Origin of the sequence: Halovibrio sp. HP20-59 (genome assembly GCF_033052795.2) — a bacterium.
Lineage (GTDB): Bacteria > Pseudomonadota > Gammaproteobacteria > Pseudomonadales > Halomonadaceae > Vreelandella.
The window spans coordinates 65,451-91,017 of the sequence record NZ_JAWJUW020000003.1 but is presented as its reverse complement, the minus strand read 5'-3'; the positions used below and the strand labels follow the sequence as shown (position 1 = coordinate 91,017).

Sequence of the window (25,567 nt, the reverse complement as noted above, 5' to 3'; positions counted from 1 at the left end):
GCCTAATGAGAAGGAGGCAGGCATGACCGAAACGGAGACAAGTATGCGCGCGATTTTTTTGGTGGATAACGGCTCCTTACGGCCCCAAGCGACGCGCAACTTGCGCCGCGTGGCAGCTTCGCTTAGCGAGTTGTTGGGCGAAACCGTGCAGGCGGCCTCGTTGTTGCATTCCAATAAAATTCCGGCTGAACAAGTCGATGATATCAAGGCGATCACCCTGGGGCCGGCCGCTGAACGCAGTGCCGAACAGGGGGCGACCGAGATCATCGTGCTGCCGTTCTTCTTCGGTTCCAGCAAGGCGCTGACCGGCTACCTGCCCGAACGAATGGGTGAGCTGCAGGCGCGCTTTCCCGACGTCAAGGTGCGCGTGGCCATGCCGCTGGTCGATGAGTTGGGCGATAACGACCTACGTCTGGCCAAACTGCTGGCCGATAACGTCCGCGAGCAGTGGCTCCCAGGGACGACGCCCCGCGTCGCGCTGGTGGATCACGGCAGCCCGATTCCCGAGGTGACTGCGGTACGCAATCGCCTGGCCGGGCAGCTAAGCGTGCTGCTAGGCAGTGACGCCACCTGCGTGGCCGCCGCCTCGATGGAGCGCCGCGAGGGTGATGAATATCGCTTCAACGAACCGCTGCTCGAACACCTGCTGGCCAAGCCCGATTTCCATACCGGGCCGGTGATTCTGGCCATGCTGTTTCTCTCGCCGGGGCGTCATGCCGGTGAAGGCGGGGACATTGCGGAGATCTGCCACGCCGCGCGCGAGCGCCATCCGGGCATGACCGTCACCACCACCGCCCTGGTGGGCGAGCACCCGGGGATTGTCGATATTCTGCACACTCGCCTGCGCCAAGCGCTTGATGGCGAAAGGTTTCTGCTGGACTTGCCGGCCCCTGGCGACGCGCCGTCCTAAGCAATGGGTGTAACGTTGCACAATAGCGCGTAGAATCGCGAGCCTTTCTATTACTGTCAATGACACGCTAACCGGGCTCCTTTTGTGATCGCAACCGCCAATATCACCATGCAGTTTGGGGCCAAGCCCCTGTTTGAAAATGTCTCCGTTAAATTTAATAACGGCAACCGCTACGGCCTGATTGGCGCGAACGGCTGCGGCAAGTCCACCTTTATGAAAATTCTCGGTGGCGATTTGGAGCCCACTTCCGGCCAGGTGATGCTGGACAGCAGTACGCGGCTGGGTAAGCTGCGCCAAGATCAGTTTGCGTTTGAAAACGAGCGCGTCATCGACACCGTTATCATGGGCAATGCTGAGCTCTGGTCAGTCGCTGCCGAGCGTGAGCGTATTTACTCGCTTGCTGAAATGAGCGAAGAGGACGGCATGGCCGTTGCGGATCTGGAAGTGCGCTTTGCCGAGCTGGATGGCTACACCGCTGAGCCCCGCGCAGGCGAGCTATTATTAGGCTTGGGCATTCCTATTGAACAGCACACCGGTCCAATGAGCGACGTTTCGCCCGGCTGGAAGCTGCGCGTGCTACTGGCCCAGGCGCTATTTTCTGACCCAGACGTACTACTACTCGATGAGCCTACCAACCACCTGGATATCAACACTATCCGCTGGCTGGAAGACATGCTTAAAGCGCGCAACAGTACGATGATCATCATCTCCCACGACCGCCACTTCCTTAATAGCGTATGCACGCATATGGCGGATCTGGATTACGGCGAAATTACCCTGTTCCCGGGTAACTACGATGATTACATGACCGCCGCTACCGCCGTTCGTGAGCGTCAGCACTCGGATAACGCCAAGAAAAAGGCCCAGATTGCCGAGTTGCAGCAGTTCGTTAGCCGTTTCTCCGCCAACGCCTCAAAGGCCAAACAGGCCACGTCGCGGGCGCGTCAAATCGATAAAATCAAGCTGGAAGACATTAAGCCATCCAGCCGCGTTAGTCCGTTTATTCGTTTTGATCAGGCCAAGAAAATCCACCGTAACGCTGCCAATGTGGATGGTATTACCAAGGGCTATAATGGCGAGAAACCGCTTTTTGAACGTCTCTCCATGACGGTAGAAGCTGGGGAGCGAATTGCCATTATCGGCCCCAATGGCATTGGCAAAACCACGCTGCTTAAAACCCTGGCGGGCGAGTTGCACCCAGATGCTGGCGAAGTTAAGTGGACCGAAGCCGCGGACGTCGGTGTTTTTGCTCAGGATCACAGCGCCGATTTTGCCGTCGACGCGACACTGTTTGAGTGGATGTCGGCATGGACCCAAGGCGGCGAGCAGGTGGTGCGCGGTGCGCTAGGTCGAATGCTGTTTTCCAGCGACGATATCGACAAGTCGGTGAAGGTGATTTCCGGCGGTGAGCAGGGGCGCATGCTGTTCGGTAAGTTAATCCTTACTCAGCCCAACGTAATGCTGATGGATGAGCCCACCAACCACCTGGATATGGAGTCTATCGAAGCGCTGAACCTGGCCTTGGAAAACTATCCCGGCACGTTGCTGTTTGTGAGCCACGACCGTGAGTTCGTCTCGTCACTCGCTACGCGCATTATTGATATGCAGCCGGAAGGCATTGTCGATTTCAGCGGTAACTATGACGATTACCTGCGCAGCCAGGGGGTTGTGTAACGCTGTTTTTTTAGCATGGTTCTTTGTAAGAATAGTACTGCAAGCCTACTCGCCGATAATTTTCTCAAAGTTGCTGTCGGTGGCGGGTTCGCGCTGCTCATTGAGCATTTTGCCGCGAAACACCGTCTGCATCTCTTTGGCGAGTTCTACGTAGACATGCATTTGTTGATTACGTCGCTTACGTAGGGGTGGTTTCACTAATAAGCTAATACCCTTGATGGGGTCATGGTTTTCCCCACGCAGCAGGTCAGGCATTTCCCCCGGTGGAAAAGCGTTGGCGATAGTGACGGGGTTAGACGGCTGTTGGCCGTCGATTAAAAATATTTTCTTGAGAGCGTCGTAGTGGGCGTCTTTCTCCCTTAGCCACTGGGTAAGGCGCTCGTCTGAATCTTTACTAGGCTGATCAAAGATTATAAAAAGCGAATGCTGCTTAACTTTTTTATTTTGCTTTGAAGGTGCATGGGTGTCAGGTTCTTGAGCTTCTTCAGAGCTGTCTACGTTTACCGGACGAGGAGCAGCGGCTTTCGCTTTCGCGGCGCGCCGTCGGCGGCGCCAGGGCACAATGACATAAATAAATATCGCTGTTGCCATTGCGGCTAATACCAGCGATGCGAAGGCGAGTATTATTATCGTAGTGGTGCGATCCATACTTTCAGAATCCTTTGTTTTTTTAATCAGCGCTCAGGCTTTATTTAGCCGAAAAATAGAGGCATTGAGGGCTAGCGCCAGTGCTACCCAAAGCGCGTAGGGCACCATTAACCACGCCGCTAAGCTGTTCACCTTAGCAAATAGGATGATCGCCACTATGATCAGTATCAGTAGTAGCGCAATGTCGCCAAGCGCCGCAGCGATTTGTTTACGACCAAAAAACAGCCAAGACCAAGCTGCGTTCGCCACCAATTGAATGCCATATACCCATAGGCTTGCTGTGCGCCATGCCGAGTCGTCGGCCATATAAAGCCGCCATGCAGCGATAGCCATCAATAGATAGAGAATGCCCCAGGCAATGGGAAATGCAATATCCGGCGGTGTCCAGGTGGGTTTGCTGAGCGTGCGGTACCAACCATCGGGACGAAAGCATGCCCCGGTACTGGCTGTAATACCTACTAGCACCAACGATACCAGTAACGCGAATAGCGAATTTAGCATTCATCACCTGTGTTTCAAACGTAAGAATCAATAGCCTAACAGCGTTTTGTAACGATCAGATATAAAAAAAGCACCACCGAAGTGATGCTTTTCAACGTTAAGAAACGCCAGTGTCTCCCAGACTTAGTCCATACGGTCATAACCGTTATTCATAAACGGGTAGTCGGTATAACCTTTTTCGTCACCGCCATAGAATGTTTCGTGGTTCGGCTCGGTGAGCGGTGCGTTAATACGGAAACGCTCAGGCAGGTCAGGGTTGGCGATGTAGGGGCGTCCGAAGGCCACCGTGTCGGTGGTGTTTTCGCTAATGCGGGCTTCCGCATGCGCGGCGTCGTAGTTGCCGCAGTACATCAGGCTGCCGTTAAAGCGTTCACGCATCTGCTCGCGGAAGCCTTCGGGGAAGGTGGTATCACCGCCCGCCCAGTTGGGTTCATTAAGGTGTAGATAGGCAAGCCCGCGCTTGGAAAGCTGCTCGGCCATGTAGAAAGCCATGGCTTCCGGCTCGTCGTCGGTCAAACCAAACAACTCAATAAACGGCGTCATGCGAATGCCGACCCGGTTAGCGCCATAGACGTCAATCACGGCGTCGACGACTTCCAGCGGGAAGCGAGCCCGGTTTTCCAGTGAGCCACCGTACTGGTCGGTACGCTGATTGGTGCCCGTGGCCAGGAACTGGTTAAGCAGATAGGCGTTAGCCGCGTGGACTTCGACCATATCGAAACCGGCGCGCTTGGCGCGGATGGCCGCTTGACGGTAGTCCTCGACAATGCCGGGAAGCTCGTCAGTTTCCAGCGCTCGCGGCGTGCTGGTAGGATGCTGCCCGGCGGTGCCGTCTTCAAACTCGACGAAACACTGCGCACCTTCGCCTTTCAGCGCACTGGGTGCAACGGGCTGTTGGCCGTTGGGTTGAACCATTTCGTGAGAAACGCGCCCAACGTGCCACAGCTGCAGCGCCATACGGCCGCCTTTGGCGTGCACCGCGTTGACGACATTCTTCCAACCGGCTTCCTGCTCATCGGTCCAAATGCCAGGCGTATACACGTAGCCACGGGCAGTGGCAGAGATATTGGTCGCTTCGCTGATAATCAGCCCGGCACCGGCGCGCTGGCCATAATAAGCCTCCTGCATTTTGCCGGGTACGCTATCAGGCGTACGCGCACGGGTTAGGGGCGCCATAATCACACGATTAGGCAGGGACAAGCTGCCCAGTTGGATTGGGGTAAAAAGTGTTTCGAAAGCCATCAATCAAGCTCCTTTTGAACTCTGTCGTTAACTAGTGCGCATAGAATAGACCAGTTTACTAGTTAACGCCAGCCATCGTATTTTCAGGCCGTTGCCCTGTGTGCCTATCCCTTAATGCAAAACCCCGCCTGTAAAATAAGGTGGGGTGTTAAACATAGAAAAATACTTATCGGTTTGAATAAAGCTGATGCCGCTCGCGCCACAATTGCATTTACGTGCACCGTTCTACATCATGAGGTTAACTTAAACGTTATAAGGCCTTACACGTGCTGTATGACGTCAACCAAACGCTTGAGCAGGCGGCATGACACCTAAACTCCCCATCAACATTGATGACTTGCTCCATCACCGCACGGTGGAAAGCGAACGCATTGAATACAAGGAAGGTTGGAACCCTGAGTCCATTCTGCATACCTTGTGTGCTTTCGCTAATGACTTTCACAATTTGGGTGGTGGTTATGTACTGGTGGGTGTTGCTGAAAAGAATGGCCAACCGCAGCTACCGCCTGCCGGTTTATTACCGGAGCAAATCGATGCTATTCAAAAAGAGCTGTTAAATCTTGGGCACTCAGCGATTGCGCCGCACTATCACCCGTTAACCGCGACCTATGAGATCCAGGGCAAAACAATTCTGGTGCTATGGGCTCCGGGCGGTGAAACACGCCCCTATAAAGCTAAAACCAGCTTGAGTAAGAAGAGTGATTGGGTCTATTACCTGCGCAAACATACCAGCACGGTGAAAGCATCGGGGCGGGATGAGCGCGAGCTACTAAGTTTGGCGGCAACCGTACCCTTTGATGATCGCTATCGCCAAACGGCGAATTTAAGCGATCTTTCTCCCTATTTGATGCGTGATTTTTTGCACGACATTAGCAGCGAGTTAGTGGGTGAAGCCCGAGACTTGGATATTGAAACCCTGGGCCGCCGCATGAATGTGGTGGGTGGGCCAAGCGAAATGGCTTTTCCTAAAAATGTAGGGCTTTTATTCTTCAACGAGCAACCCGAGCAGTTTTTCCCCGCGACTCAGATAGACGTGGTGTATTTTCCAGATGGTGCCGGTGGCGACCATTTTGAAGAAAAAGTCTTCAAAGGACCGCTGGGTCGCATAACTCGCGATGCATTAGACTACATTAATCGCAACTATCTGAAAGAGGGCGTAACAAAACACGCTGATCGCCCACAGGCCGAGCGTTTCTGGAACTTTCCGCTGGCAGCCATTGAAGAAGCCGTGGTGAATGCGGTTTATCACCGCTCTTATGAAATTCGTGAGCCCATTGAAGTTCGTATTGATGGTCAGGAGCTTGTGGTGCTTAGCTTCCCAGGGCCAGACACCTCTATTCGCTTGCAAGACCTGCAGGCAGGTAAAGCGGTCAGTCGCCGCTACCGCAACCGACGCATCGGCGAGTTTTTAAAAGAGTTGGATTTAACAGAAGGGCGTTCAACGGGCGTGCCAAAAATTCTTCGGGTGATGAAGGCGAACGGTTCGCCGGTGCCGGTGTTCGAAACTGACGATGAGCGCAGCTACTGTTTAATTCGCTTACCCGTTCACGAGGGGTTTTCGTTTGATAAAGAGGCAGTGACTGAAGAGACCCCCGAAGTCACCCCCGAAGTCACCCCCGAAGTCACCCCCGAGATTTTACGTCTGCTCAAGTCATTTGAGGGTGAGGTGGGAAGAGCTGAGTTGATGGCAGCGTTGGGGCTGCAAGACGAAAAGCATTTCAGAGAACGTTATCAGCAAATCGCAATGAAACAGGGCTTAATCGAGATGACGGTTCCAGACAAACCTCGTAGTCGCCTGCAAAAATACAGATTAACCGACCTAGGTAAGCAAGTGCTTGCTACCAAGAATACGCATCAATGAAAATCGGCCCTACTACCTGAAAGGTCTGGAGCTTCTGCGCTGCCTACTACCATGCTGGATATCGCCAGGGGCAAACCCACTTGGAGCGAAGAAACGCTAGAGGACTGTTACTTCCACTTCGCCCAAGGCCAACGCCGCTTGGCGGGAGTGTCAATCTGCTGCAGTGCGCTTGAAAGCGGCAACATAATGGCACCCAACTGGCGATAGCAAACCGCGCTACTGAGTACCCCAGGGCATTGTTTGAGTAGCAGCTCGCACTGTTGCGAGGCGATATAAAGCTGTTCGGTGGCGGCTGGGGCAAACAGCGGTTTGGACTGCTGGCTGCAGCGAGTCAGCTCCCGTGACAGCATTGAGAGCATACTGGTATCGAGCCAGCAAGGCAGCGGGTCTTCCAAGCGGCCAGCGATAGAGTGCTGCACCGCTTCAAAAGAGGTACGCAAAAACATGACCGTTTGGCGAAGTTGCCGCTGCTCGCTAGTCATCTCACTATTTCCTCACGCCTGATTGTCTGCTCAATAAAAAGAGAGTGTTTCTCATTTGCATCTGGGGTGACGATAGCGCTACTTCATAGACGTGTCAATGCCGTGGCTATGCGACGTGCTATGCAAAGGGCTATGAATGCGCCTCAAACAATTGCCAGTCGTTATTAGTGAGGGGCTTGGCTCCCTGCTCGGTCACCGCTACGGTGTCGCTTATTCCTACGCCCCACTGGCCGGGCACCCGAAGGCAGAGGGGTAGGTGAAAGACCATATTGGTTTCAAAGGTGCGATTTTGACCTTTGGCGATAAAGCCGGTGCCCTCCACCCAGCTAGGCGGGAACTGCGCGCCCACGGCGTAGCCAAACACGCCGGAGAAGAAATACTGGTCGCGGTGGGGAGAGAGTAGGGCATCAGCCGCCTGGGCAGCGGCATCAAAGGTATTGCCGGGCCGCATGGCGTCGCAGAGCGCTTCGAAAAGTGAGCGGCAAAGATCCCGAGTGGCGCAGAGAGCCGGGCTTGGAGTGCCCGTTACGGCTGTGCGCATCATGGGTGCCGTATAGCGTTGATAAGCGGCGCCGAACTCTAGGAAGACCGGTTCGTTTGCCTGTATGACACGCCGCTTATGGTTGACGTGAATCACACCAATACGGTGCCCGCTGGTGACGATTGGCTGCAGGCTCATGAACTCGCTGCCATTTTCGAGCAGCGCTTTGGCGCCCACGGCAGCAATATCGTTGTCGGTCATGCCGGGTTGAATGCTCTGTATCGCGGCTTCTAAGCCTAGGGAGGTGATTCGTGCGCTCTGTTGCAGCATCTCCAATTCGGCGGGGCTTTTTATAATTCGAATCGCATCGACCACTGCGCCTGCTTCGCTAAAGCGCTCCCGGCCGATAGTCTGCATCAACGCATCAATCACCCCAAAACGCAGCCCGCTGCTCCAGCCATCAATACCAATTTTCGAGCAAGGAGAAAGCAGGTCGGCCAGCGGCGTGATGATTTCATCCAGATTTTCCCAGCGGTAACCGATGATCTCATCGACCCGGGCGGTGACTACCGCCGCACCGGTTTCGATCGAAGCGACTTGCAGCACCAGCCGCGCTTGGGTGCAGACCAGGCAGGCGTGCACCGAAACTTCAAAGGTGTGGTAGCCGGTGAGGTAATTAATATCGGCGGGGTCGGTAAGTAACAGCGCGTCTAAGCCATGCGATGTCATCGCCTGGCGCACTTTATCTAGTCGCGTCTGGTATTCAGCCGCGGGAAAGGGCAGCTCACTCTGGGCGAGCGTTTCCGCAAGGGCTGTGCGGTAGTGGTGATAATCCATAGCGACCTCCTTTAATAGGTAAGGTCAGTATAGGCGCCTGCTTTAAGCTCGCTTTTCTCTGCCTCAACGCTAGCGGGTGAGCAGAAAGATCCCTTGCAGGAAGTAGAAAACCCCAATACCGGTCACGATCCAGCGCGTCCAGGTGCGGAAGTTGGCATCAGTGAGGCGGTGTAGAATGCGGTTGCCGGTGTGGGTGCCAAAGATCGCAAACGGCGCGGCCAGAAGAATAATGCCCCATTCGCCGGTACTAAGCGCCATGGCGGCGCCTAGATAGAAGATGATTTTAATACTGTGGGCCACTACCTGAATCATTGCCTTGGTCGCCACGACTTGGCGGCGATCCATGCGTGAGCGCACAAAGAAGATATCAATTAACGGCCCGGAAACCCCGGCGGCAATCGTTAAACCGCCAGAGGCGATACCACAGCACAGCGCGTGGCTGGCGCGGTTGGCATCCAGGTGAAACCAGTGCTTGGGCATCCATACCAGAATCGGCATTAGGCCAATCAAAAGCGAGACGCTGGCGGCGTTGGGGCTGTAGTTGAATAGCAGAAGCAGGCCCGCGGCGCTTAGTACACCCAGCGTCATAAAGGCGACGATAGGCCAGACAATATAGTGCCGCGATAGCCACGCTCGCGATCCATTCGCCGTGAGCTGTATAACCCCGTGCACCGCCATCGCCGTGCCTGCGGGAAAGACCACCAATAGAAACCACAGCAAGACCAAGCCGCCTGCCATACCAAACACGCCAGAAAGCATCGAGGTGAAAAACACCACGCTAACAAAAGCAATGCCTATCCATAGGCTCATAGTGTTCTTCCTTAACTACGGCAGAAGGGCCAGACTTGATAAAACTTGCGGCACTGAAACTCCGCTTCGCAAGCGTTGAGCTGGGCTTGGTAACGGTTAGTGCGAGCGGCTACTTGTCTTCCCGCTCTCAATACGTGGGGCTTACCGCGGTAAGTGCCGCGTTGATAACCGCCCGCGCCCTCGTGGTAGGCATAGTAAAGGTGCTCAGGGTTGTTGAGCGATATGCCCGCCTGCTGCTGGGAACGTTGGTTGTACCAGCCAATAAAATCCGTGGCGTGCTTCATATGCGTGCGCCGGGCAAACAGGCTGCCTGCTTGGTCTTGGTACTCGCCCCAAACCGGGTCTTGGGCCTGGGCGTAACCCTTGGCGGAGGAGGGGCGTGGGCCAGGAATAAAGCCTAGGTAATATTTGCGATCTGGGCGGACATGGCTACGAAACGAAGACTCCTGCTGAATAAACGACAACTGGGTGGCAATCGGTGTGCCCCACTTCTCCTCTGACTCTTGCGCATAGTCGTACCAGCTTGGCTGCTCGCGGAATATCTCGCAGATGTTGCTTTGATCCTGGGGCGGGTTGGGCGCGAACGTGGCACAGCCCGAGAGAAACAGAGCAACGCTCATCGCTACCCAAAAGCGAAAAGTGGCGAATGGGGGTAAAGCGCCAGCGGTAAAACGACGAACAGGGGGATGCATAAAAAGTCCTTGTGGATAAGCCCTTGCGAATAAGTGCTTGTGTATAAGTTATGAAGAGCCTGTGAGTAACCTGTGGGGTTTTTATTTAGCGACGAGAGTAAGGCCCACAAAGGGTTGCTAGCGTAGCAATGCTTCTAGGCAGCGGCGCAGCCGCTGTGCTTCGCGTACCAGCGTTTCCCCCGAAAGCATGCCGACGCCCATTACCAAGCCAACGCGAGCATCGTGTTGAGCGCATACCGGGCTTAACGGGCGCACAATTAAATGCTCTTTTAACAGCGTTTGGGCAATCTGCACATCGTCGATACCCGGCGCAAACTCGATGCATAGGCTGATGGCACTGCTTGGCGGTGAAACACTGCGCACATGAGGCAGCGAGCGAAGCTGGTCATGAAGCACCTGCTGGCGGCCTAAGTAGTCGCGCTGAATGCGCCGACACCAGGTATCCAAATCGCCATCAAACATAAACTGCGCCAACACGGCTTGATCCAGCATGCGCCCTTCGCGGAAAACCTCGCTGCGTAGTCGGTTCATCGGCTTCGCTAAATGACGCGGTACCACTAAATAACCTAATCGTAGCCCTGGAAACATCATCTTGGAAAACGACCCAACCAGCAAGTGGCGCGCTGAGTGCGAATCGAAAAGGAGGTTAGTGTGGTCGTCGAGGGTGAACTCGTAATCATCTTCGACGATATAAGCGGGTGTTAAGGCATCGCATAGGCGCTGTTTATCGGCAGCACTGGTGGGCACGCTGAGCGGATAGTGGTGCGAGCCTATAAGCAAACAGCATTGATAGGACCGTCTTAAGAAGTAGATGTGGCCAGTGCGCTAACGCTGCACGCCCTCGTCAAACAGCGAAAGCTTCTGGCGATGGGCGGGTTTTGTATTTTTAGCGCAACGGGAAGCTGTTTGCGCTCGAACACAGCGGTATTGAGGCGGATATTCTGACCACCGCGAAAAGCCTCGCTAATGGCATATCGCTATCTGCTGTTGTTGGTAGTGCCAAGGTAATGGACGCTCCGACCCCAGCTCCCTAGGCTGCACTGGCGATGATTGAAGAGGAAAATATCCTGGCGAGCAGATGGGCAAGATGCTGGCAGAGCGCTTCACTGTATGGGAAGAACGTTTCCCCGCCGTTGCCACGGCCGCCAGCTCGGCGCCATGGCAGCGTTTGAACTTCTTGATAGTGAAGGAAAGCCAGATGCGCAGATGACCGGTGCGCTCTGTGCCAAAGTGCGTGAGAAAGGTTTGATCCTGCTTTCCTGCGGTTTCTACGGCAACAGCATCCGTATTCTGGTGCCGCTGACGGTTTCGTCTGCGGTGTTAGAAGAAGGGCTGGGTATTATCGAACAGTGACTGGAAGCGCTTAGCTAATACTCCCTTTTAAGTCTCATCTCGCCCGCCCTCGTCAAACAGCGAAAGCTGTTGGCGATTGGCGGGTTTTTTTATGGGCGTTGAAATCTCATACCTAAGGTAATAAGTCGCCCTAAGCACCCTATGCTAAGCTGGGTTTAGTACGGCAACCGCCCAAGGCGGAGGTGCCGGGAAATGCAGCAGAAGCGTGAATTTTTGATATGATATCTAATAAAAATTAATTAATATGAAAATAAAAGTCTTGGGAGAGCGTGGCAGGCTGCATTTTTCGGACAATCATGTCTGCGCGTTCATCCAATCATAGGACGCGCTGTCTGATACCTATTATTCATTAAGGAGGAAGTAATGCCAAGGATCGAGCCAAGTGCGCATATCTATATATCAGCAAAGCAATTCTATGATGCAGCGGAGCTTATCTGGGAAAAAACGGACGGTGCGGTTGGAAACTTCGTTTATCCCATTATTGTGAACTATGCGCTTGCATGTGAGCTTGCACTGAAGGCTTGTGAAAGTAGCACTTCGTCAGAGCCAGTGCGTGAAGGCGCACTGTTGCCTACAGCTGAAATAAATTCAACGATTTGGGGTCATAAACTCTCTAAATTATTCGAGGGCTTGGATAGTGACACTCAGCTAAAGCTAGATGCCGCATTTTCTGCGGTTGCAGGCCTATCGTTACAGCCCTTGCTAAAAGAGTGTGAGAGTTACTTTATCAAGGCACGGTATGCATGGGAAAAAGATAATAAATGCGTATTTCACTTGTCAGATGTGCGGAATTTATCATCAGGCCTTATTGCGGCAGTTCCCACATTGGGTGCCAGTCATTCATAACAAGCGGCGGCAGGCAGATCAAATTTCTGCTCGTTCCTCGCTTCAATTTGCCCGCTGCGCCGGGTGTTAGGTGCAAGCACTCATGGACTGCCTCTTCGAACTCAAGATGGGAATCACAGATACAATTGCTCTGCTGGCGTTATTGGCCGTTGGACTTTCCGCCTTCTATGCACACTGGTCTTGGCGCGAATCGAAAAAGGCAAATAACATCAGCCTGCTAGGGCATAAAAAAGAAATTTACGATGCGTTTTATGAACTGAAAATGCACATGACGCAGAACGCGCAATTTGCCGAACTTGGTGAGGTTTCAAAATTTTACTACCATCAAAAAAACGCCAAAATATACCTCCCTTCTGACTTGGCAGAAGACATTGAAAAATACTATGACGCTTGCTTTTGGATTTCCGACATTCATCGAAGAGATGGCGGCCTTACAGAAGAGAATGCCGCAGATTTTAAACCGCATATATACAATGAAAAACAGCTTGCCCCGAAAATAGAAAAAGCACTTGTACGCTTGCTTCATGAGGTAGGCACCTAACTAGCAGTTCAAATCGCTCGCTGCGCTCACTGGGAGGGGCTAAAGCCCGCCCTTAACCAAACGTTATATTTCTTCTTCGGTGAACTATGGCTAACCTCTGCGCACTGTGCGGTAAAAATGCCGCGACCACTAAAGATCACATTCCGCCTCAAGGTATTTATCCAAAGCCACGCGACAACGATATAAATTTCAACACTGTGCCGGCCTGTGCTGACTGTAACAATGGCTCTGCTGTAGAAGACGAAGAATTTAAAGTTCTAATGGGGTTTTCGACAGGAGAATTCCATGAGAAACCGGATTTGGTTATTGACTGGATAGCGCGAACAGTTGGAAAAAATCAGAAAATAGCCGATCAAATTTTCAGCACAAAACAGAACGTACGCGCCTATCTTCGCGGCTCGATTCTAGAGCCAGCCGTTGCAGTTACGTTCGATGGTGAAAGATACAGTAAAGTAATTTCACGAGTCATTAGGGGTTTATACTGGCTACAGAAGGGCCGCGCTCTAGGGCGTAATCCAAAAATAACTGTCTTTCCGACGCATAGCATAAAGCCTGAGTTTGCTAGATCAATTATGAGTTTAATGGATTGCCTGGAGGCTCATACTCTAAACAAAGGAACCTTCGTTTATAAAGTTCAGTTTTGCGAGGACGGCACAAGTATTTGGGGAATGCAGTTTTTCAAAAAGCACACGGTCTTCGCTTTTGCGGAGTCACCAGAAACATAATAACTGGCTCAAACCGTTCGCTTCGCTCACTGTGATGGGCTAAAGTCCGCCCCTTAACCAAACGTTAAACGGCTACACGACCATTGGAAGATGCCCTCTAGAATGACTTCTGTCGAAATCCGTACAGCCATCGCAACTGACGTCATAGATATCCAGCAATACGCGCAGCAAGCTTATGTGAAGTACGTGCAGCGCATGGATAGAGAGCCTGCGCCCATGAATGCTGATTTTGCGGGCCAAGTAGCTAAGGGGTTTGTATCTGTAGCTACAAGCCAGTCGAGTTTGGTGGGGTACGTGGTGGCCTATCCGGAAAGCAGCCAATTTATACTTGAAAGCGTTGCAGTTCTGCCCAGCTACAGCGGTCGGGGTGTCGATAAGCTATTGATCAAGCATGTCGAAAAGGCCGCGAGCGTGTCGGTTATGGCATCGTCAAATAGAGTGCGACCGTCGCTAAGTGGCACCATCAGATGAATAGGGTAGGCGCCAATCCAGCCACGCCTTCTGGCGAAGAGATTAGTTAACCATAGCCAAGCGTAACCGCTACCTATCCTCCAACCCACCCTCATCAAACAGCGAGAGCTGCTGGCGATTGGCGGGTTTTGCTTTTTTAGCGCGCTGAGCAGGAGGTCGGCGCTGGCTGGCGAGCTTATCCACAATCGCTTGACTGGCCTCTCTGGCATCTGGGGTGCGGCGAAGCTCATACAGCATCTTCTTCCAGTAGCGCGCCTCATGTTCAAAATCGTTGGGCAGCGGGTAGTGCTTGCCGGGTTGAAAGCCGAACCGCTGGCGTAGGCTTTCCGGCAGAGCCCAGGGCTTGGCGCGCCACTCTAACGGCAGGGCGGTTAATTCTGGCACCCAGCGGGCGACAAACTCACCATCTGGGTCGTTATCTTCCGCCTGTTTGATGGGGTTATACACCCGCAGTGCATTGGTGCCGGTGGCGCCTGCCTGCATCTGCACCTGAGGGTAGTGAATACCGGGCTCGAAGTCGGTGAATAGCCGGGCCAAGTGCAGGGCGGGTTCGTACCAGTGCAGCCCTAAGCCAAAAGTGGCGTGGGAGATCAGCATGGCGCGCATGCGGAAATTGATCCAGCCGGTGGCGATCAGGCTGCGCATACAGGCATCTACTAACGGCACGCCGGTTTGGCCGCGCTTCCAGGCAATCAGGTGGGGGTGTTCCGGGTTGCGCTCCCGCAGGCCGCGCAGCGCCGGGTGAAGGGTTTGCGACTCTATGCTCGGCTCGCTTTCCAGCTTTTGGATAAAGTGGCAGTGCCAGTAAAGCCGTGAGGTAAAGGCGCGCAGCGAGCGAGCCCATTGGGAATCTTCAGCATGTTTTGCTCGCTGGCGGCGCAGTGACTGCACCACTTCGCGCATCGAAAGTGTGCCCCAGGCCAAGTGGGGCGAAAGCCGCGAGCCAAACTCCCAGGCCAGCAGCGGTTTAGATAGCGAGCCGCGATAGCGCCGCCCGCGCTGGTTGATAAAGCTGCGCCAGACTGCGCGGCCTTCGCTGCGGCCACCGGGCTGGCGCTCGGGGCAGGGCGTGGTATCAAACCCCAACGTTAGGCCATGAAGCTGTGCAACATCGATGCGATGGAAGGCTTGCCAGCCCTCAGCCACTTGCGCGTTTTGCGGGGCAGTAGCGGTAGGAGCCGTCATTAGCGCTTCCCAATGAGACTCCCAGCGGCTCTGGTGGCCTGTGCGGCTACTAAGCCCGCGAACTACGCCCTGCTGGCGCACTTCCTGCCAAGCAACGTTGTTCTGACGGCACCAGGCATGAACGCTTTTGTCCCGCTCAAAGCTCCATGCATTGCCGGTTTCCTGGTGGGAGTGAAGGGTAATGTGGCCATAGTGAGCTTTTAGGGCGTTTAGCAAATTGACAATATCGCCCTGCCAAATACACAGCGGTAAGCCAAGTGTATCTAGAGCGTGAGAAAGATCGACCAGTGAGTCAGCGGCAAACTGCCAGTGGCGCAGCGCGCTATCCGGCGCTTGCCACTGGCCGGATTCAATAGCGAATACGGGCAACGTGGGGCCTGCCGCGGCTGCGTTAGATAGCGGCGCGTGATCATGAATGCGTAAATCGCGTTTGAACCAAACGACCTGGATAGGTGCCTTAGCCATTGATAATACGGATACCTGACGGTTGAGGGCTATTCGCTAATGAGACTATTCGCCGCTAAGCCATGACGTTACCATCAAGGTAGCGTTTGCGTAATCAACCCAGCAGGATCAACTCTGCAGGAACAAACCAGTAGGAGAGTAACGATGTATATCGCCATGAACCGTTTTCGGATTGCCCCAGGCCGCGAAGAGGATTTTTTAGAGGTGTGGCGCAACCGCGACTCTCATCTGGATGAAGTGCCGGGCTTCAAAGAGTTTAAGATGCTCCAGGGTGAAAAGCAGGAAGATCACACCGTGTTTATCTCCCACAGCGTGTGGGAATCCGAAGAAGCCTTCCGTGATTGGACCAAGTCAGACGCTTTCCGCAAAGCGCATGCCAATGCTAAAGCGCCGGAAGGTATTTATCTTGGCCCGCCCAAGTTTGAGGGTTATGAGGTGGTGCTGTAGGGCTCGCGTTACTCAATTAAGTCAGTTGTCAGCGGGGTGATTGCCCCGCTTTGTTAAGCACTATTTCAAATAGTGCCTTAAAACAGCGTCAAGCCAATAGAGAGCAGCACGCTATAAAGCAGCGTCGAAATGGCCGTTTTCTTCAGCATGCCGGTTAGCATCTCGCCATCACGGGTATGGCTTAACGTTTTGGCGGCATCAATCAGGGGCTTGGCCACCAGCAGGCAGCTCCAGCCCACCCACGACACCGGCAGCGCAACTAAATAGATCAAGGTGAGCAGTAGCGCCAAGCCCAGCAGCGCCCAGTGATAGTTAATCGCCTTAGCGCGGCCAAGCCGCACCGCCAGGGTGATTTTGCCGTTGCGTGCATCGCTTTCAATATCGCGCACGTTATTAACATTGAGCACGGCGGTGGCCAATAAGCCGCAGGCGGCGGCAGGTAGAAACGGTAGCCAGCTTAGCTGCTGTACATGGAGATAGTAGGTGCCCAATACGCCGAGTAGTCCAAAAAATACAAAGACCGCAATGTCGCCGAACCCTCGGTAGCCGTAGGGCGTTCCGCCCAGCCCAACGGTGTAGGTAACCGCGGCTAATAAGGCAGCGGCGCCGAGTAATAAGAAAGTGGCAATCTGCCCCCACTGATTCCCAAAGGCGATGATGAGCAAGGCAAGCCCCGACAGTGCGGCGATGCCTGCCGTCACAAGCATTCCTCTGCGCATCGCTGGAGGGCTAAGCAAGCCAGAAGCGACCGCCCTGGCAGGGCCGATGCGCTGTTCGTTGTCAGCGCCCGAAGCCGCATCGCCGTAGTCGTTGGCTAGGTTAGACAACACCTGAAGGGCAACGGCGGTTAGCAGCGCCAGTAACAGCACTGCCATATTAAAAGCATCGGCACTCGCCGCTAGCCCGCTACCCAATAAAATAGACGCACACGCCAGTGGAAGTGTTCGGGGGCGAGCGGCTAGCAACCAGGCTTGGTAGTGGCGACGCTTAGCGCGTAGTTCCATTATGTCGATATTCCTGTTAACAGTTTTCGTTTAAAGAGCGGCTAGCGTGACAGTTGCCAAACATTCAGTACTGTACGATTGATTGCTGAAAAGTAGATCCAAGTCAAAACAAGCAGCATTGCCTTCTCCCACACTACGGGCAGCCTCTACACCCTTAGTCTACGTGATGATGGGCGACTTATTGAGAGGTAATCGCCAAGTGATTGATTTCCGTACGATGAATTGACGCTCGCACACAGGCTTCTTTATGTGGGATAGTTCACTTTTTCCTGATGTTAACTATGCAAACCAAAAGCCCCGTTGAGTTGCTTCAACATCGGCTCGACTCATTGTCTGAAACAGGCGCGAATGGCTTCGTTCGCCTAAGTATCCCCTGCCAGGTTGAAAACCTGAAGGGGTGGTTAAATAGGCAGAGCGTTTACCCTCGCCTCTATTGGCAGTCCCGTGATGCTGGCACCGTTGAGTATGCAGCGCTGGGGGTTGTTAAGGCGTTTGGTTCGCTAGCGGCGCTGGATGCCGACCTTGCCGCACTGGCTGCTATGGGTGGCGAGCAGCCGGACTACTTCGGTGGCATGGCCTTCGACCCCGGTACGTCAGGGTGGCAGCACTTTCCGGGCTGCCATTTTTTGCTGCCGCGTATAGAGCTTAGGCGCCATCAAGGTGAGACGACGCTATCACTCAACCTCCGCTTTGATGACCGCTGCCCAGAAGCTGAGATAGCCCAGGCCCGCGCCTGTTTGGCTGCCCTGGAAGAGGGGCAGCCGCTGCCTTGCTTGCTGCCGCATGTTTATCAGCGTGAAGACCGCCCTGCGCAGAAAGAGTGGACGGCGGCGGTGGCGCGGGTTACTCATCCTGATCAACTGGGTCATACCCCGAAGGTAGTGCTTTCCAGGGAGACCTGCCTGACGACACCTGAAACACCCAACCCCTGGGCGCTGCTGGCACGCTGGCAGGCCGGTGCCGCCGACTGTTTTCACTTTGGTATTCAGCTCACTCCGCAGGAGGCGTTTATCGGCTGCCCACCGGAACGGCTTTACAAGCGTGAAGGCAGGTATTTGATTAGCGAGGCGCTGGCAGGCACCACCCGCCGTGGGCGTGATACTCAGCAAGATCATACGCTTGCCGATGAGCTACTTGCCGATAAGAAAAACGGACTGGAAAACCAGTGCGTCTATCAGCAGCTTTTGACCCAGCTTGAGCCGCTCTCTTCTCAAGTCCAGATGGGCGAGGCGCATATTATGAAGCTGCGCTCGGTGCAGCATATCCGCCGTCTGATTCACGCTGAACTTCACCATGGCGTTACCGACCAGCAACTGCTCGCAGTGCTGCCACCTACGCCGGCGGTAGGCGGCGTTCCCCGCGAGTCGGCATTGGCATTTATTCGTCATTATGAACCTCATCAACGTGGCTGGTATGCGGGCGTTGTCGGCCGAATTAGTCACACTAGCAGCGATCTGTCGGTGGCCATTCGTTGTGCCCATATCGGCCCAAAAACAATTCGCCTGTATGCCGGAGCAGGCATTGTGACAGGCTCCCAGCCAGACGAGGAGTGGCGCGAACTGGATACTAAAATTGCTGACATTATGTCGCTACTAGGGATGGGATAACGGAAATGACATTCGCGTCGGACGGTCTTGCTAAGGACAGTTTTGTGCAAGAGCATGCTACCTTCAATCATGTGTGGGCGGCGCTAATGCTGGAAGAACTCTACCGCTTAGGCGTGCGCGACATAGTGCTGGCGCCAGGCTCACGCTCATCGCCTTTGACCATGGTCGCCAGCGAACACGCCGGGCTGCGTTGCCACTGCCACTTTGACGAGCGTGGGCTGGGGTTTATGGCGCTGGGCATTGCCCGGGGCAGTCAGCGCCCGGTCGTCATTATCACTACCTCGGGCACCGCTGTAGCCAACCTTTATCCGGCGGTGGTGGAAGCCAAATTGCTCGGCGTGCCGCTCATTGTGCTCTCCGCCGACCGCCCCATTGAGCTGCTGTATAACGGCAGCAACCAGGCGATTGACCAGCGGGATATGTTCTCCCGCCATACCATTGTTCACCACGACCTGCCGCCGCCGGATGCTGAGATAAAAGCAGCATTTCTACTCAGCACGCTTGATCAAGCCATTGATCAACAGCGCCGCACGCCTGGGCCCATCCACATTAACTGCCGTTATCGCGAACCGCTTTACCCCGGCAGTTGCCTGGTGGATGCCAGTGACTATCTCGCCCCACTGGGGAGCTGGCTAACGACGTCAAAACCGTGGAGTGATTGGTCATCCAGTACGGCGGTTCCAGCGCTCAACAACGAGTGGGAAACGTTTGCCCAGCAGCGTGGCCTGATGGTGGTAGGCAGTGTTGATGACTCCCAGCAGGCGCAGCAGATTGTTGAGCTATCCAAGCAGTTGGGTTGGCCGCTACTGGCCGACATACAGAGCCAAATTCATTTTGACCCTCACAATCTGATTCACTTTGATCTGGCGCTGCATGATGAGCGTTTCAACGCTGAACTCGCCAAAGCCGAGGTGCTGCTGCAGTTTGGTGGCCGGTTAATTTCCAAACGGCTGACGCAGTTTATGGCTCAACAGCCGTGGCAGGATGTCTGGTTGGTCGATCCGCTGCCCCAGCGGCTTGATCCCGACTACTGCGTTAAGCGCCGCTTGATATGTTCGCCCGCCGACTTTATAGCCGCTTTGCCAACGATAGCTGAGCAGCCTCCCTGGCATCAGCTGGCTGGCTTCCAACACCGCACTAGTCAGCTTGTGGAAGAGCGCTGTAGGACATTTTCAGAAGTGGGAGTTTGTCACCTTTTAGCGCAGTTGGCGCAAGGGCAGCTGTTTATAGGCAATAGCCTGCCCGCGCGGCTAATGAATATGCTGGGTACGCATCGTAAAACGCCGCTGCGGGTATTGGCCAATCGCGGGGCTTCCGGTATCGATGGTCTGATTGCGACGGCTTATGGCCTCAGTTGCACCTACCCAGAGCCAGCCACCATCGTGCTAGGGGATACCAGCGCACTGCATGACCTCAACAGTTTGGCGCTGTTAAAGCAGGCGGTTCAGCCGCTGGTGGTGGTGATTCTTAATAACGACGGTGGCAGCATTTTCCATATGCTGCCGGTGCCCAAAGAGGGCGATCTGCTTGAGAGTTACTACCGCCAGCCGCACGGCTTGAGCTTTGAGTATGCAGCGAAGATGTTTGGGCTTGGCTACTTCGCGCCTGATTCGCTGGATAGCTTTGTGACGGCCTACACTCACTCTCTGAAGGCAGGCGTTACGTTGATCGAGATTAACGTGCCCCACCAACAGGTCGCTGATGATCTGACAGCGTTAGGCGCCACGCTTCGGGAGGAGCAGGGTGAGCGATGAATTTAAGGCATCCAAACCAACCCTGGTCATGCTGCATGGCCTGCTGGGCGACCGCCACGACTGGGCGGAAGTGAGTGCTGGCTTGGAAGGTGTCGATTGCCTGGCGCTGGACTTGCCAGGGCACGGTGAGAATCACCAAGTACAGGTAGCCTCTTTCGAGGCGTTTCATCACTGGCTTAGCGACACATTGATGACTCGTGGCGTTAGCCGCTACTGCCTGCTCGGCTACTCCCTGGGTGGGCGGTTGGCGCTTTACCATGCCAGCCGTCAACCGCCGCGGCTGGAGGCGCTCTGGCTGGAAAGTGCCCACCCTGGGCTGCCTGCCAGTGAGCGCTCTGCCCGTATTGCTCACGATAAACGCTGGGCAACACGCTTCGAGCAGGAACCATTGGAAAACGTACTTGCCGACTGGTACCAGCAGCCGGTGTTCGCCGACTTAACCGCCGCCCAGCGCGCTCGGCAGATCCAACGTCGGCTATCGAACCACGGGCCAGCCATCGCCAGTATGTTGCGATCAACTTCCTTGGGTCATCAGCCGTCGCTTTGGCAGTGGTTGGAAAGTACCCCGCTTCCGGTGAGCTATTTTTCAGGTCGGCGGGATGCCAAGTTCCATACTCTGGCGACTCGTTTAAAAACGATGGCCCCCCGCCTGCGCCATATCACGCTGGAAGGGGGCCACAATCTTCATGCTGAGCAACCGGAGATGATCGCTCAGCAGCTCAATGCCTGGTATCGCACGCTAGGCTAATGCTTATCAGCTGATCAGCATTAACCAGGGCAGGCCGATTACCAGCCAGACCACTAAATATAGCAACCCGAAGATTGCCCCAAGCCGCCAAAAGAGGGCGCTGGGCAGGTAGCCGCTGCCGTAGTAAACCGGGCTTGGCCCAGTGCCATAGGGCGTGAGAATGCCCATAAAGCCGAGTGTGGGAAGTAGCAGCAGAATAAACATCTGCATATCCAACCCAGCAATCCCTGTAGCTGCCGCGAGAATCACCGGCAACAAGGCGGTAACGTGGGCCGTCACGCTGGCAAAGAAGTAGTGCAGTAGATAGAAAATGACCACCAACGCCACCATGGCCATCACCGGGTCGAAGTGGCTTATCTGCCCGCCAACCACATTGCCAAACCAGCTAACAAATCCCACTTGGCTTAGCCCGCCTGCCAGTGCCACCAGGGTGGCAAACCATACAAAGGTATTCCAAGCCGCTCGATTATTGAGAATATCGTCCCACTTAATGATGCCCGTTAACAACATACCGCAGATCACCACTAAGCCCACCAGCGATCCAGAGATAATGCCGCCCGCAAAAATCCACAGCATTAGGGCGGTGACCACCATAATGACCAGCATTATTTCATGGCGAGTCAGTGCGCCCAGCTTGGTTAACTCCTTTCCAGCCCAGTCGGAAATTTCATCGCCTGCCTTCACTTCTGGGGCGCATAGCCAATAGCTCAGCAACGGTACGAGTAGCAGCAGCAAGATGCCCACAGGCACGACGGCCATAAACCACTGCCCCCAGTTGATTTGGATGCCGGTGGTGCTTTCGGTTAGCGCGATCGCCAATAAGTTGGGGGCCAGAGCGGTTAAAAATAGCGAACTGGTCACACAGGTAGAAGCCAGTGCCGTCCACATCAAAAAGCTACCCATGCGCTTCATGCTGGGGTCATTGGGGTGCGAATCGTAGAGCGGTGGCAGGTTACGAATCACCGGGTAGATCGTGCCTGCGCTACGTGCGGTATTCGAGGGCGTAAACGGCGCCAGAATGCCATCGGCAATCATCACTGCGTAGCCAAGGGTTAACGTGCGCTTCCCCATCGCCTTGACCAGCCAGAGCGATATCCGCCTGCCCAGTCCGGTTTTTTCATACCCCAAGGCAAACATAAAGGCGCCGAAAATTAGCCAGACGGTGGAGTTGGTAAAGCCTGACACCGCCCAGGAAAAGGCTTGGCCGGCGGGGCTGAAGCCGTCAACGGCCAATTGTTCGGGGGAGAAAAGCACCCATCTTGAAAGCAGTGCTATCAACGTAACCCCGACCAGCCCCACCACCGCCCCCGGTAGCGGTTCAAGAATCAAACCCACGACGCAGCCCAGAAAGATGGCTAAAAAATACCAAGCATGAGGCGCAAGCCCTGGGGGGGTGGGTATCAGCGCGATGATAATAGCGACTGCTAGCGGCGCTAACAGTTTCCATCGCGGTGAGGGTTGAGCATTAGTCGTCATGCGGCACCTCTCTTCAACGTTATCTTTTCTAGTTTTGTTGCCTGGCGGATAGCTATCCGCCTTGCAGTGAGTGGCTTGAAGAGTAAGTGCTGCGGTATTGAGGTGAAAGCAGAGATAACTTAATTCTCCGCTTACTTGATACACGTCAATAGTCCTTTCGACTAATGAGCGGGGCCTGCCAAGGGCATGGTAAGTTCGAATAAAGAAGACGGCAGCGAAGAGTGTCGCCAGTACTACCTTTGACTTGGCTAATGGAAGGGGTTGTTATGCAGCAGCGAGATTTCGATATCGTCATTGTTGGAGGGGGTGGAGCCGGTTTGCGCGCTGCCATTGGGGCCGCAGAGCAGGCCAAGGAACAGGCCACTCCCCAGCGCATAGCGCTGCTGTCCAAGGTGTACCCAATGCGCTCCCATACCGTGGCCGCCGAAGGCGGGGCGGCCGCGGTTACCAGCGCCGAAGATTCCCATCAGGCCCACTTTGATGACACGGTCTCGGGCGGTGATTGGCTGGTTGAACAGGGCGTGGTGGATTACTTTGTCCATCACGCTTATCAAGAGCTGGTACAGATGGAGCGCTGGGGCTGCCCCTGGAGCCGGAAAGACGACGGCCAGGTACAGGTGCGCCGCTTTGGGGGTATGAAAACCGCCCGCACCTGGTTCGCGGCCGACAAAACCGGCTTCCATATGCTCCACACCCTGTTTCAGACTTCGCTGAAATACCCTGAGATCGAGCGTTTCGATGAGTTCTTTGTGCTCGATCTGGCCGTTCACGAAGGCGTGGTGATTGGCGTGATCGCCCTGCAGATTGCCACCGGTGAACTGACCCTGCTGCGCGCTAAAGCGGTGATTCTCGCTACCGGCGGTGCAGGGCGCTTGTTCCGCTTCAATACTAACGCGGGCATTGTCACCGGCGACGGCATGGCGATGGCCTATCGTCACGGCGCGGCGCTGCGGGATATGGAGTTTGTCCAGTACCACCCTACCGGCCTGCCTGGCTCCGGTATTTTGATCACCGAAGCGTGCCGGGGCGAAGGCGGCATTTTGCTCAATAAAGAAGGCTACCGTTACCTGCAAGATTACGGCCTTGGCCCGGAAACCCCGTTGGGCAAGCCGGAAAACAAATACATGGAGTTAGGGCCTCGGGACAAACTCTCTCAGGCCTTCTGGCAGGAACAGCAGGCGGGGCGCACCGGCAAGTTTGGCGACAGCGACGTGGTTTATCTCGACCTGCGCCACCTGGGGGAAAAGACCATTCTGGAGCGCCTGCCGTTTATCTGCGAACTGGCTAAAGCCTATATCAATATCGATCCCGTTAAAGAGCCGATCCCCATTCGCCCGGCGGTTCACTACACCATGGGCGGGATTGAAACCGACCCTCAGTGCGAAACCTCTATCGTGGGGCTCTACGCTGCCGGGGAGTGCGCTTCTGTCGGTTTGCACGGTGCAAACCGGCTAGGCTCCAATTCGCTAACCGAGCTACTGGTATTTGGCCGCTTAGCCGGTGAGCAAGCAAGCAAGCGCGCAGCACAAACCGAGTGGGCCGATGAGCGGCTGCTGGAAGCCCAGGGTGACCGTCAGCAAGCTAAGCTACTGCGGCTATGCGATGGCACCGGCAGTGCAGAGAATTGGGTCGATCTAAAACACGCCATGGTGCAGGCCATGGAGAGCGGCTGCGGCATTTATCGTACCGAAGAGGGTATGCGGCATTCGCTGGATACCATGCGCCAGCTGCGTACTCGCTTCAAAGAGATTCGTGTTAACGATACCAGCAAGATATTCAATACCGAGCTACTGGAGTGTCTGGAGCTGGAGTGTGGCCTGGATATCGCCGAGGCTTCTTGCCTGAGTGCACTGGAGCGGCGTGAATCTCGCGGTGCTCATCAGCGCCTGGATGAAGGCATGCAGAAACGCGACGACGTTAACTACCTCAAGCACAGCCAAGTGTTTTACCAGGGCGATGCCCATGCCGAACTATACTGGCAGGATGTCGATGTGCGATTTTCCGCCCCGGCTGAGCGGGCCTATGGCGATGCGGGCAAAGGGGAAAAGGCATGAATACCCAGCAGATCAGCACCAAACAAATCAGCGTTAAACGCTATTTGCCAGACAATTCGGCTGAGTCCTACTGGCAGCAGTACGAACTGCCGGTCGATGACAGCACCTCGTTGCTAGATGCCCTCAACCACATTAAAGAGCAGCTCGATAGCACGCTGAGCTACCGCTGGTCGTGCCGAATGGCGATTTGCGGCTCTTGTGGCGTGATGGTTAACGGTATTCCCAAGTTGGGCTGCAAAACCTTTCTGCGCGACTATGAAGGAGAAATCCGCATCGAGCCGCTATCCCACTTCCCGGTGCAGCGGGATCTGGTGGTGGATATGGAGATATTCCTTGAGCACCTAGCTGCGGTTAAGCCCTACTTGATTGACGACAATCCGGTAAAACCGTATGACCCCCAGGCGCCGGAAACCTATAAGCAGTCGCCAGAGCAACTTGCCCGCTACAAGCAGTTTGCCAACTGCATTAATTGTGGTCTCTGCTACTCTGCCTGCCCGCAGTTTGGGCTTAATCCTGAGTTCCTTGGTCCGGCGGCGCTAACGCTGGCCCACCGTTACAACCTGGATAGCCGCGACAATGGCAAAAAAGAGCGTATGGCCGAGCTTAACCGCCACGAAGGCGTTTGGAGCTGCACCTTTGTGGGCTTCTGCTCCAAGGTATGCCCCAAACACGTTGACCCCGCCGCGGCGGTGAATCAGGGCAAGGTCGAAGCGGCCAAACACACACTCATTGCGCTGTTTAAAGGGTAGGGGA

Annotated in this window: 26 protein-coding genes; 15 read left to right on the top strand and 11 right to left on the bottom strand. The window is 54.8% G+C overall.

All coding sequences use genetic code 11. The features are described 5' to 3' along the window. Positions 1–43 precede the first annotated feature (43 nt). Complete coding sequence (locus RZA33_RS04615) at positions 44–910, top strand: sirohydrochlorin chelatase (protein ID WP_317506878.1); 867 nt, start codon at positions 44–46, stop codon at positions 908–910. 84 nt (positions 911–994) lie between these two features. Beyond that, positions 995–2,584: an ABC-F family ATPase gene (locus tag RZA33_RS04610; protein WP_317506677.1), complete on the top strand. Its 1,590-nt coding sequence runs from the start codon at positions 995–997 to the stop codon at positions 2,582–2,584. Between the two features lie 45 nt (positions 2,585–2,629). Here the strand turns inward: RZA33_RS04610 and RZA33_RS04605 are convergent, their stop codons facing one another. From RZA33_RS04605 to RZA33_RS04595, 3 genes are all read right to left on the bottom strand, one after another. Further along, a complete protein-coding gene (locus tag RZA33_RS04605; protein ID WP_317506676.1) occupies positions 2,630–3,232 on the bottom strand; it encodes a cell division protein ZipA C-terminal FtsZ-binding domain-containing protein in 603 nt (200 codons plus the stop codon). Positions 3,233–3,265: 33 nt separating this feature from the next. Continuing rightward, positions 3,266–3,733 (bottom strand): TspO/MBR family protein, encoded by a 468-nt coding sequence (locus RZA33_RS04600; RefSeq protein WP_317506675.1) that lies wholly within the window; start codon positions 3,731–3,733, stop codon positions 3,266–3,268. Positions 3,734–3,856: 123 nt separating this feature from the next. Further along, complete coding sequence (locus RZA33_RS04595; RefSeq protein WP_317506674.1) at positions 3,857–4,975, bottom strand: alkene reductase; 1,119 nt, start codon at positions 4,973–4,975, stop codon at positions 3,857–3,859. A gap of 304 nt (positions 4,976–5,279) precedes the next feature. Here RZA33_RS04595 and RZA33_RS04590 point away from each other — a divergent pair, with 304 nt between their 5' ends. After that, positions 5,280–6,836, top strand: coding sequence for a Fic family protein (locus RZA33_RS04590; protein ID WP_317506673.1), 1,557 nt, complete (start codon positions 5,280–5,282; stop codon positions 6,834–6,836). 107 nt (positions 6,837–6,943) lie between these two features. On the opposite strand, the gene RZA33_RS04585 is transcribed toward RZA33_RS04590, so the two are convergent. The 5 genes from RZA33_RS04585 to RZA33_RS04565 form a co-directional block, all read right to left on the bottom strand. Continuing rightward, the gene (locus RZA33_RS04585; RefSeq protein ID WP_317506672.1) at positions 6,944–7,318 is read right to left on the bottom strand and encodes a hypothetical protein; all 375 of its coding nucleotides are present in this window, start codon (positions 7,316–7,318) and stop codon (positions 6,944–6,946) included. A 130-nt stretch (positions 7,319–7,448) separates the two neighbouring features. After that, complete coding sequence (locus tag RZA33_RS04580; RefSeq protein WP_317506671.1) at positions 7,449–8,636, bottom strand: Xaa-Pro peptidase family protein; 1,188 nt, start codon at positions 8,634–8,636, stop codon at positions 7,449–7,451. Positions 8,637–8,705: 69 nt separating this feature from the next. Further along, complete coding sequence (locus RZA33_RS04575) at positions 8,706–9,446, bottom strand: sulfite exporter TauE/SafE family protein (RefSeq protein ID WP_317506670.1); 741 nt, start codon at positions 9,444–9,446, stop codon at positions 8,706–8,708. Between the two features lie 11 nt (positions 9,447–9,457). Continuing rightward, positions 9,458–10,138, bottom strand: coding sequence for a lysozyme-like domain containing protein (locus tag RZA33_RS04570; RefSeq protein WP_416337844.1), 681 nt, complete (start codon positions 10,136–10,138; stop codon positions 9,458–9,460). Positions 10,139–10,255: 117 nt separating this feature from the next. Continuing rightward, positions 10,256–10,918, bottom strand: a complete 663-nt coding sequence (locus tag RZA33_RS04565; RefSeq protein WP_317506669.1) for an aminotransferase class I/II-fold pyridoxal phosphate-dependent enzyme — start codon at positions 10,916–10,918, stop codon at positions 10,256–10,258. Between the two features lie 122 nt (positions 10,919–11,040). On the opposite strand from RZA33_RS04565, the gene RZA33_RS19905 reads away from it, so the two are divergent. From RZA33_RS19905 to RZA33_RS04540, 6 genes are all read left to right on the top strand, one after another. Continuing rightward, positions 11,041–11,172 (top strand): aminotransferase class III-fold pyridoxal phosphate-dependent enzyme, encoded by a 132-nt coding sequence (locus tag RZA33_RS19905; protein WP_416337846.1) that lies wholly within the window; start codon positions 11,041–11,043, stop codon positions 11,170–11,172. Positions 11,173–11,248: 76 nt separating this feature from the next. Continuing rightward, positions 11,249–11,491: an aminotransferase class III-fold pyridoxal phosphate-dependent enzyme gene (locus tag RZA33_RS19900; RefSeq protein WP_416337843.1), complete on the top strand. Its 243-nt coding sequence runs from the start codon at positions 11,249–11,251 to the stop codon at positions 11,489–11,491. 363 nt (positions 11,492–11,854) lie between these two features. After that, positions 11,855–12,337 (top strand): hypothetical protein, encoded by a 483-nt coding sequence (locus tag RZA33_RS04555; protein WP_317506668.1) that lies wholly within the window; start codon positions 11,855–11,857, stop codon positions 12,335–12,337. Positions 12,338–12,419: 82 nt separating this feature from the next. Continuing rightward, positions 12,420–12,878, top strand: a complete 459-nt coding sequence (locus RZA33_RS04550) for a hypothetical protein (RefSeq protein ID WP_317506667.1) — start codon at positions 12,420–12,422, stop codon at positions 12,876–12,878. Positions 12,879–12,964: 86 nt separating this feature from the next. Continuing rightward, entirely contained in the window at positions 12,965–13,603 is a 639-nt protein-coding gene (locus RZA33_RS04545; RefSeq protein ID WP_317506666.1) for a hypothetical protein, read from the top strand. Positions 13,604–13,705: 102 nt separating this feature from the next. Continuing rightward, positions 13,706–14,074, top strand: a complete 369-nt coding sequence (locus tag RZA33_RS04540; RefSeq protein ID WP_317506665.1) for a GNAT family N-acetyltransferase — start codon at positions 13,706–13,708, stop codon at positions 14,072–14,074. A gap of 69 nt (positions 14,075–14,143) precedes the next feature. Here the strand turns inward: RZA33_RS04540 and RZA33_RS04535 are convergent, their stop codons facing one another. Next, the gene (locus tag RZA33_RS04535) at positions 14,144–15,724 is read right to left on the bottom strand and encodes a cryptochrome/deoxyribodipyrimidine photo-lyase family protein (protein ID WP_317506664.1); all 1,581 of its coding nucleotides are present in this window, start codon (positions 15,722–15,724) and stop codon (positions 14,144–14,146) included. Positions 15,725–15,868: 144 nt separating this feature from the next. Between RZA33_RS04535 and RZA33_RS04530 the strand changes: the two genes are divergently transcribed. Beyond that, complete coding sequence (locus RZA33_RS04530) at positions 15,869–16,171, top strand: antibiotic biosynthesis monooxygenase (protein ID WP_317506663.1); 303 nt, start codon at positions 15,869–15,871, stop codon at positions 16,169–16,171. Positions 16,172–16,248: 77 nt separating this feature from the next. Here the strand turns inward: RZA33_RS04530 and RZA33_RS04525 are convergent, their stop codons facing one another. Continuing rightward, positions 16,249–17,175, bottom strand: a complete 927-nt coding sequence (locus RZA33_RS04525; protein ID WP_317506662.1) for a 1,4-dihydroxy-2-naphthoate polyprenyltransferase — start codon at positions 17,173–17,175, stop codon at positions 16,249–16,251. A 281-nt stretch (positions 17,176–17,456) separates the two neighbouring features. On the opposite strand from RZA33_RS04525, the gene RZA33_RS04520 reads away from it, so the two are divergent. The 3 genes from RZA33_RS04520 to menH are packed head-to-tail and all read left to right on the top strand — an operon-like array spanning position 17,457 to position 21,284. Further along, positions 17,457–18,782, top strand: a complete 1,326-nt coding sequence (locus RZA33_RS04520; RefSeq protein WP_317506661.1) for an isochorismate synthase — start codon at positions 17,457–17,459, stop codon at positions 18,780–18,782. 5 nt (positions 18,783–18,787) lie between these two features. Beyond that, positions 18,788–20,536, top strand: a complete 1,749-nt coding sequence (gene menD, locus RZA33_RS04515; RefSeq protein WP_317506660.1) for a 2-succinyl-5-enolpyruvyl-6-hydroxy-3-cyclohexene-1-carboxylic-acid synthase — start codon at positions 18,788–18,790, stop codon at positions 20,534–20,536. Then, positions 20,526–21,284: a 2-succinyl-6-hydroxy-2,4-cyclohexadiene-1-carboxylate synthase gene (menH, locus tag RZA33_RS04510; protein WP_317506659.1), complete on the top strand. Its 759-nt coding sequence runs from the start codon at positions 20,526–20,528 to the stop codon at positions 21,282–21,284. Before menD ends, menH begins: the two co-directional genes overlap by 11 nt. 6 nt (positions 21,285–21,290) lie before the next feature. Here the strand turns inward: menH and RZA33_RS04505 are convergent, their stop codons facing one another. Beyond that, the gene (locus RZA33_RS04505) at positions 21,291–22,760 is read right to left on the bottom strand and encodes an anion permease (protein WP_317506658.1); all 1,470 of its coding nucleotides are present in this window, start codon (positions 22,758–22,760) and stop codon (positions 21,291–21,293) included. Positions 22,761–23,026: 266 nt separating this feature from the next. On the opposite strand from RZA33_RS04505, the gene frdA reads away from it, so the two are divergent. Both frdA and RZA33_RS04495 read left to right on the top strand, forming a co-directional pair. Then, positions 23,027–24,814 (top strand): fumarate reductase (quinol) flavoprotein subunit, encoded by a 1,788-nt coding sequence (frdA, locus tag RZA33_RS04500; protein ID WP_317506657.1) that lies wholly within the window; start codon positions 23,027–23,029, stop codon positions 24,812–24,814. Beyond that, on the top strand, positions 24,811–25,563 hold the full coding sequence (locus tag RZA33_RS04495) for a succinate dehydrogenase/fumarate reductase iron-sulfur subunit (protein WP_317506656.1): 753 nt from the start codon (positions 24,811–24,813) through the stop codon (positions 25,561–25,563). The genes frdA and RZA33_RS04495 overlap by 4 nt, the downstream gene beginning before the upstream one ends. Positions 25,564–25,567: the final 4 nt, after the last annotated feature.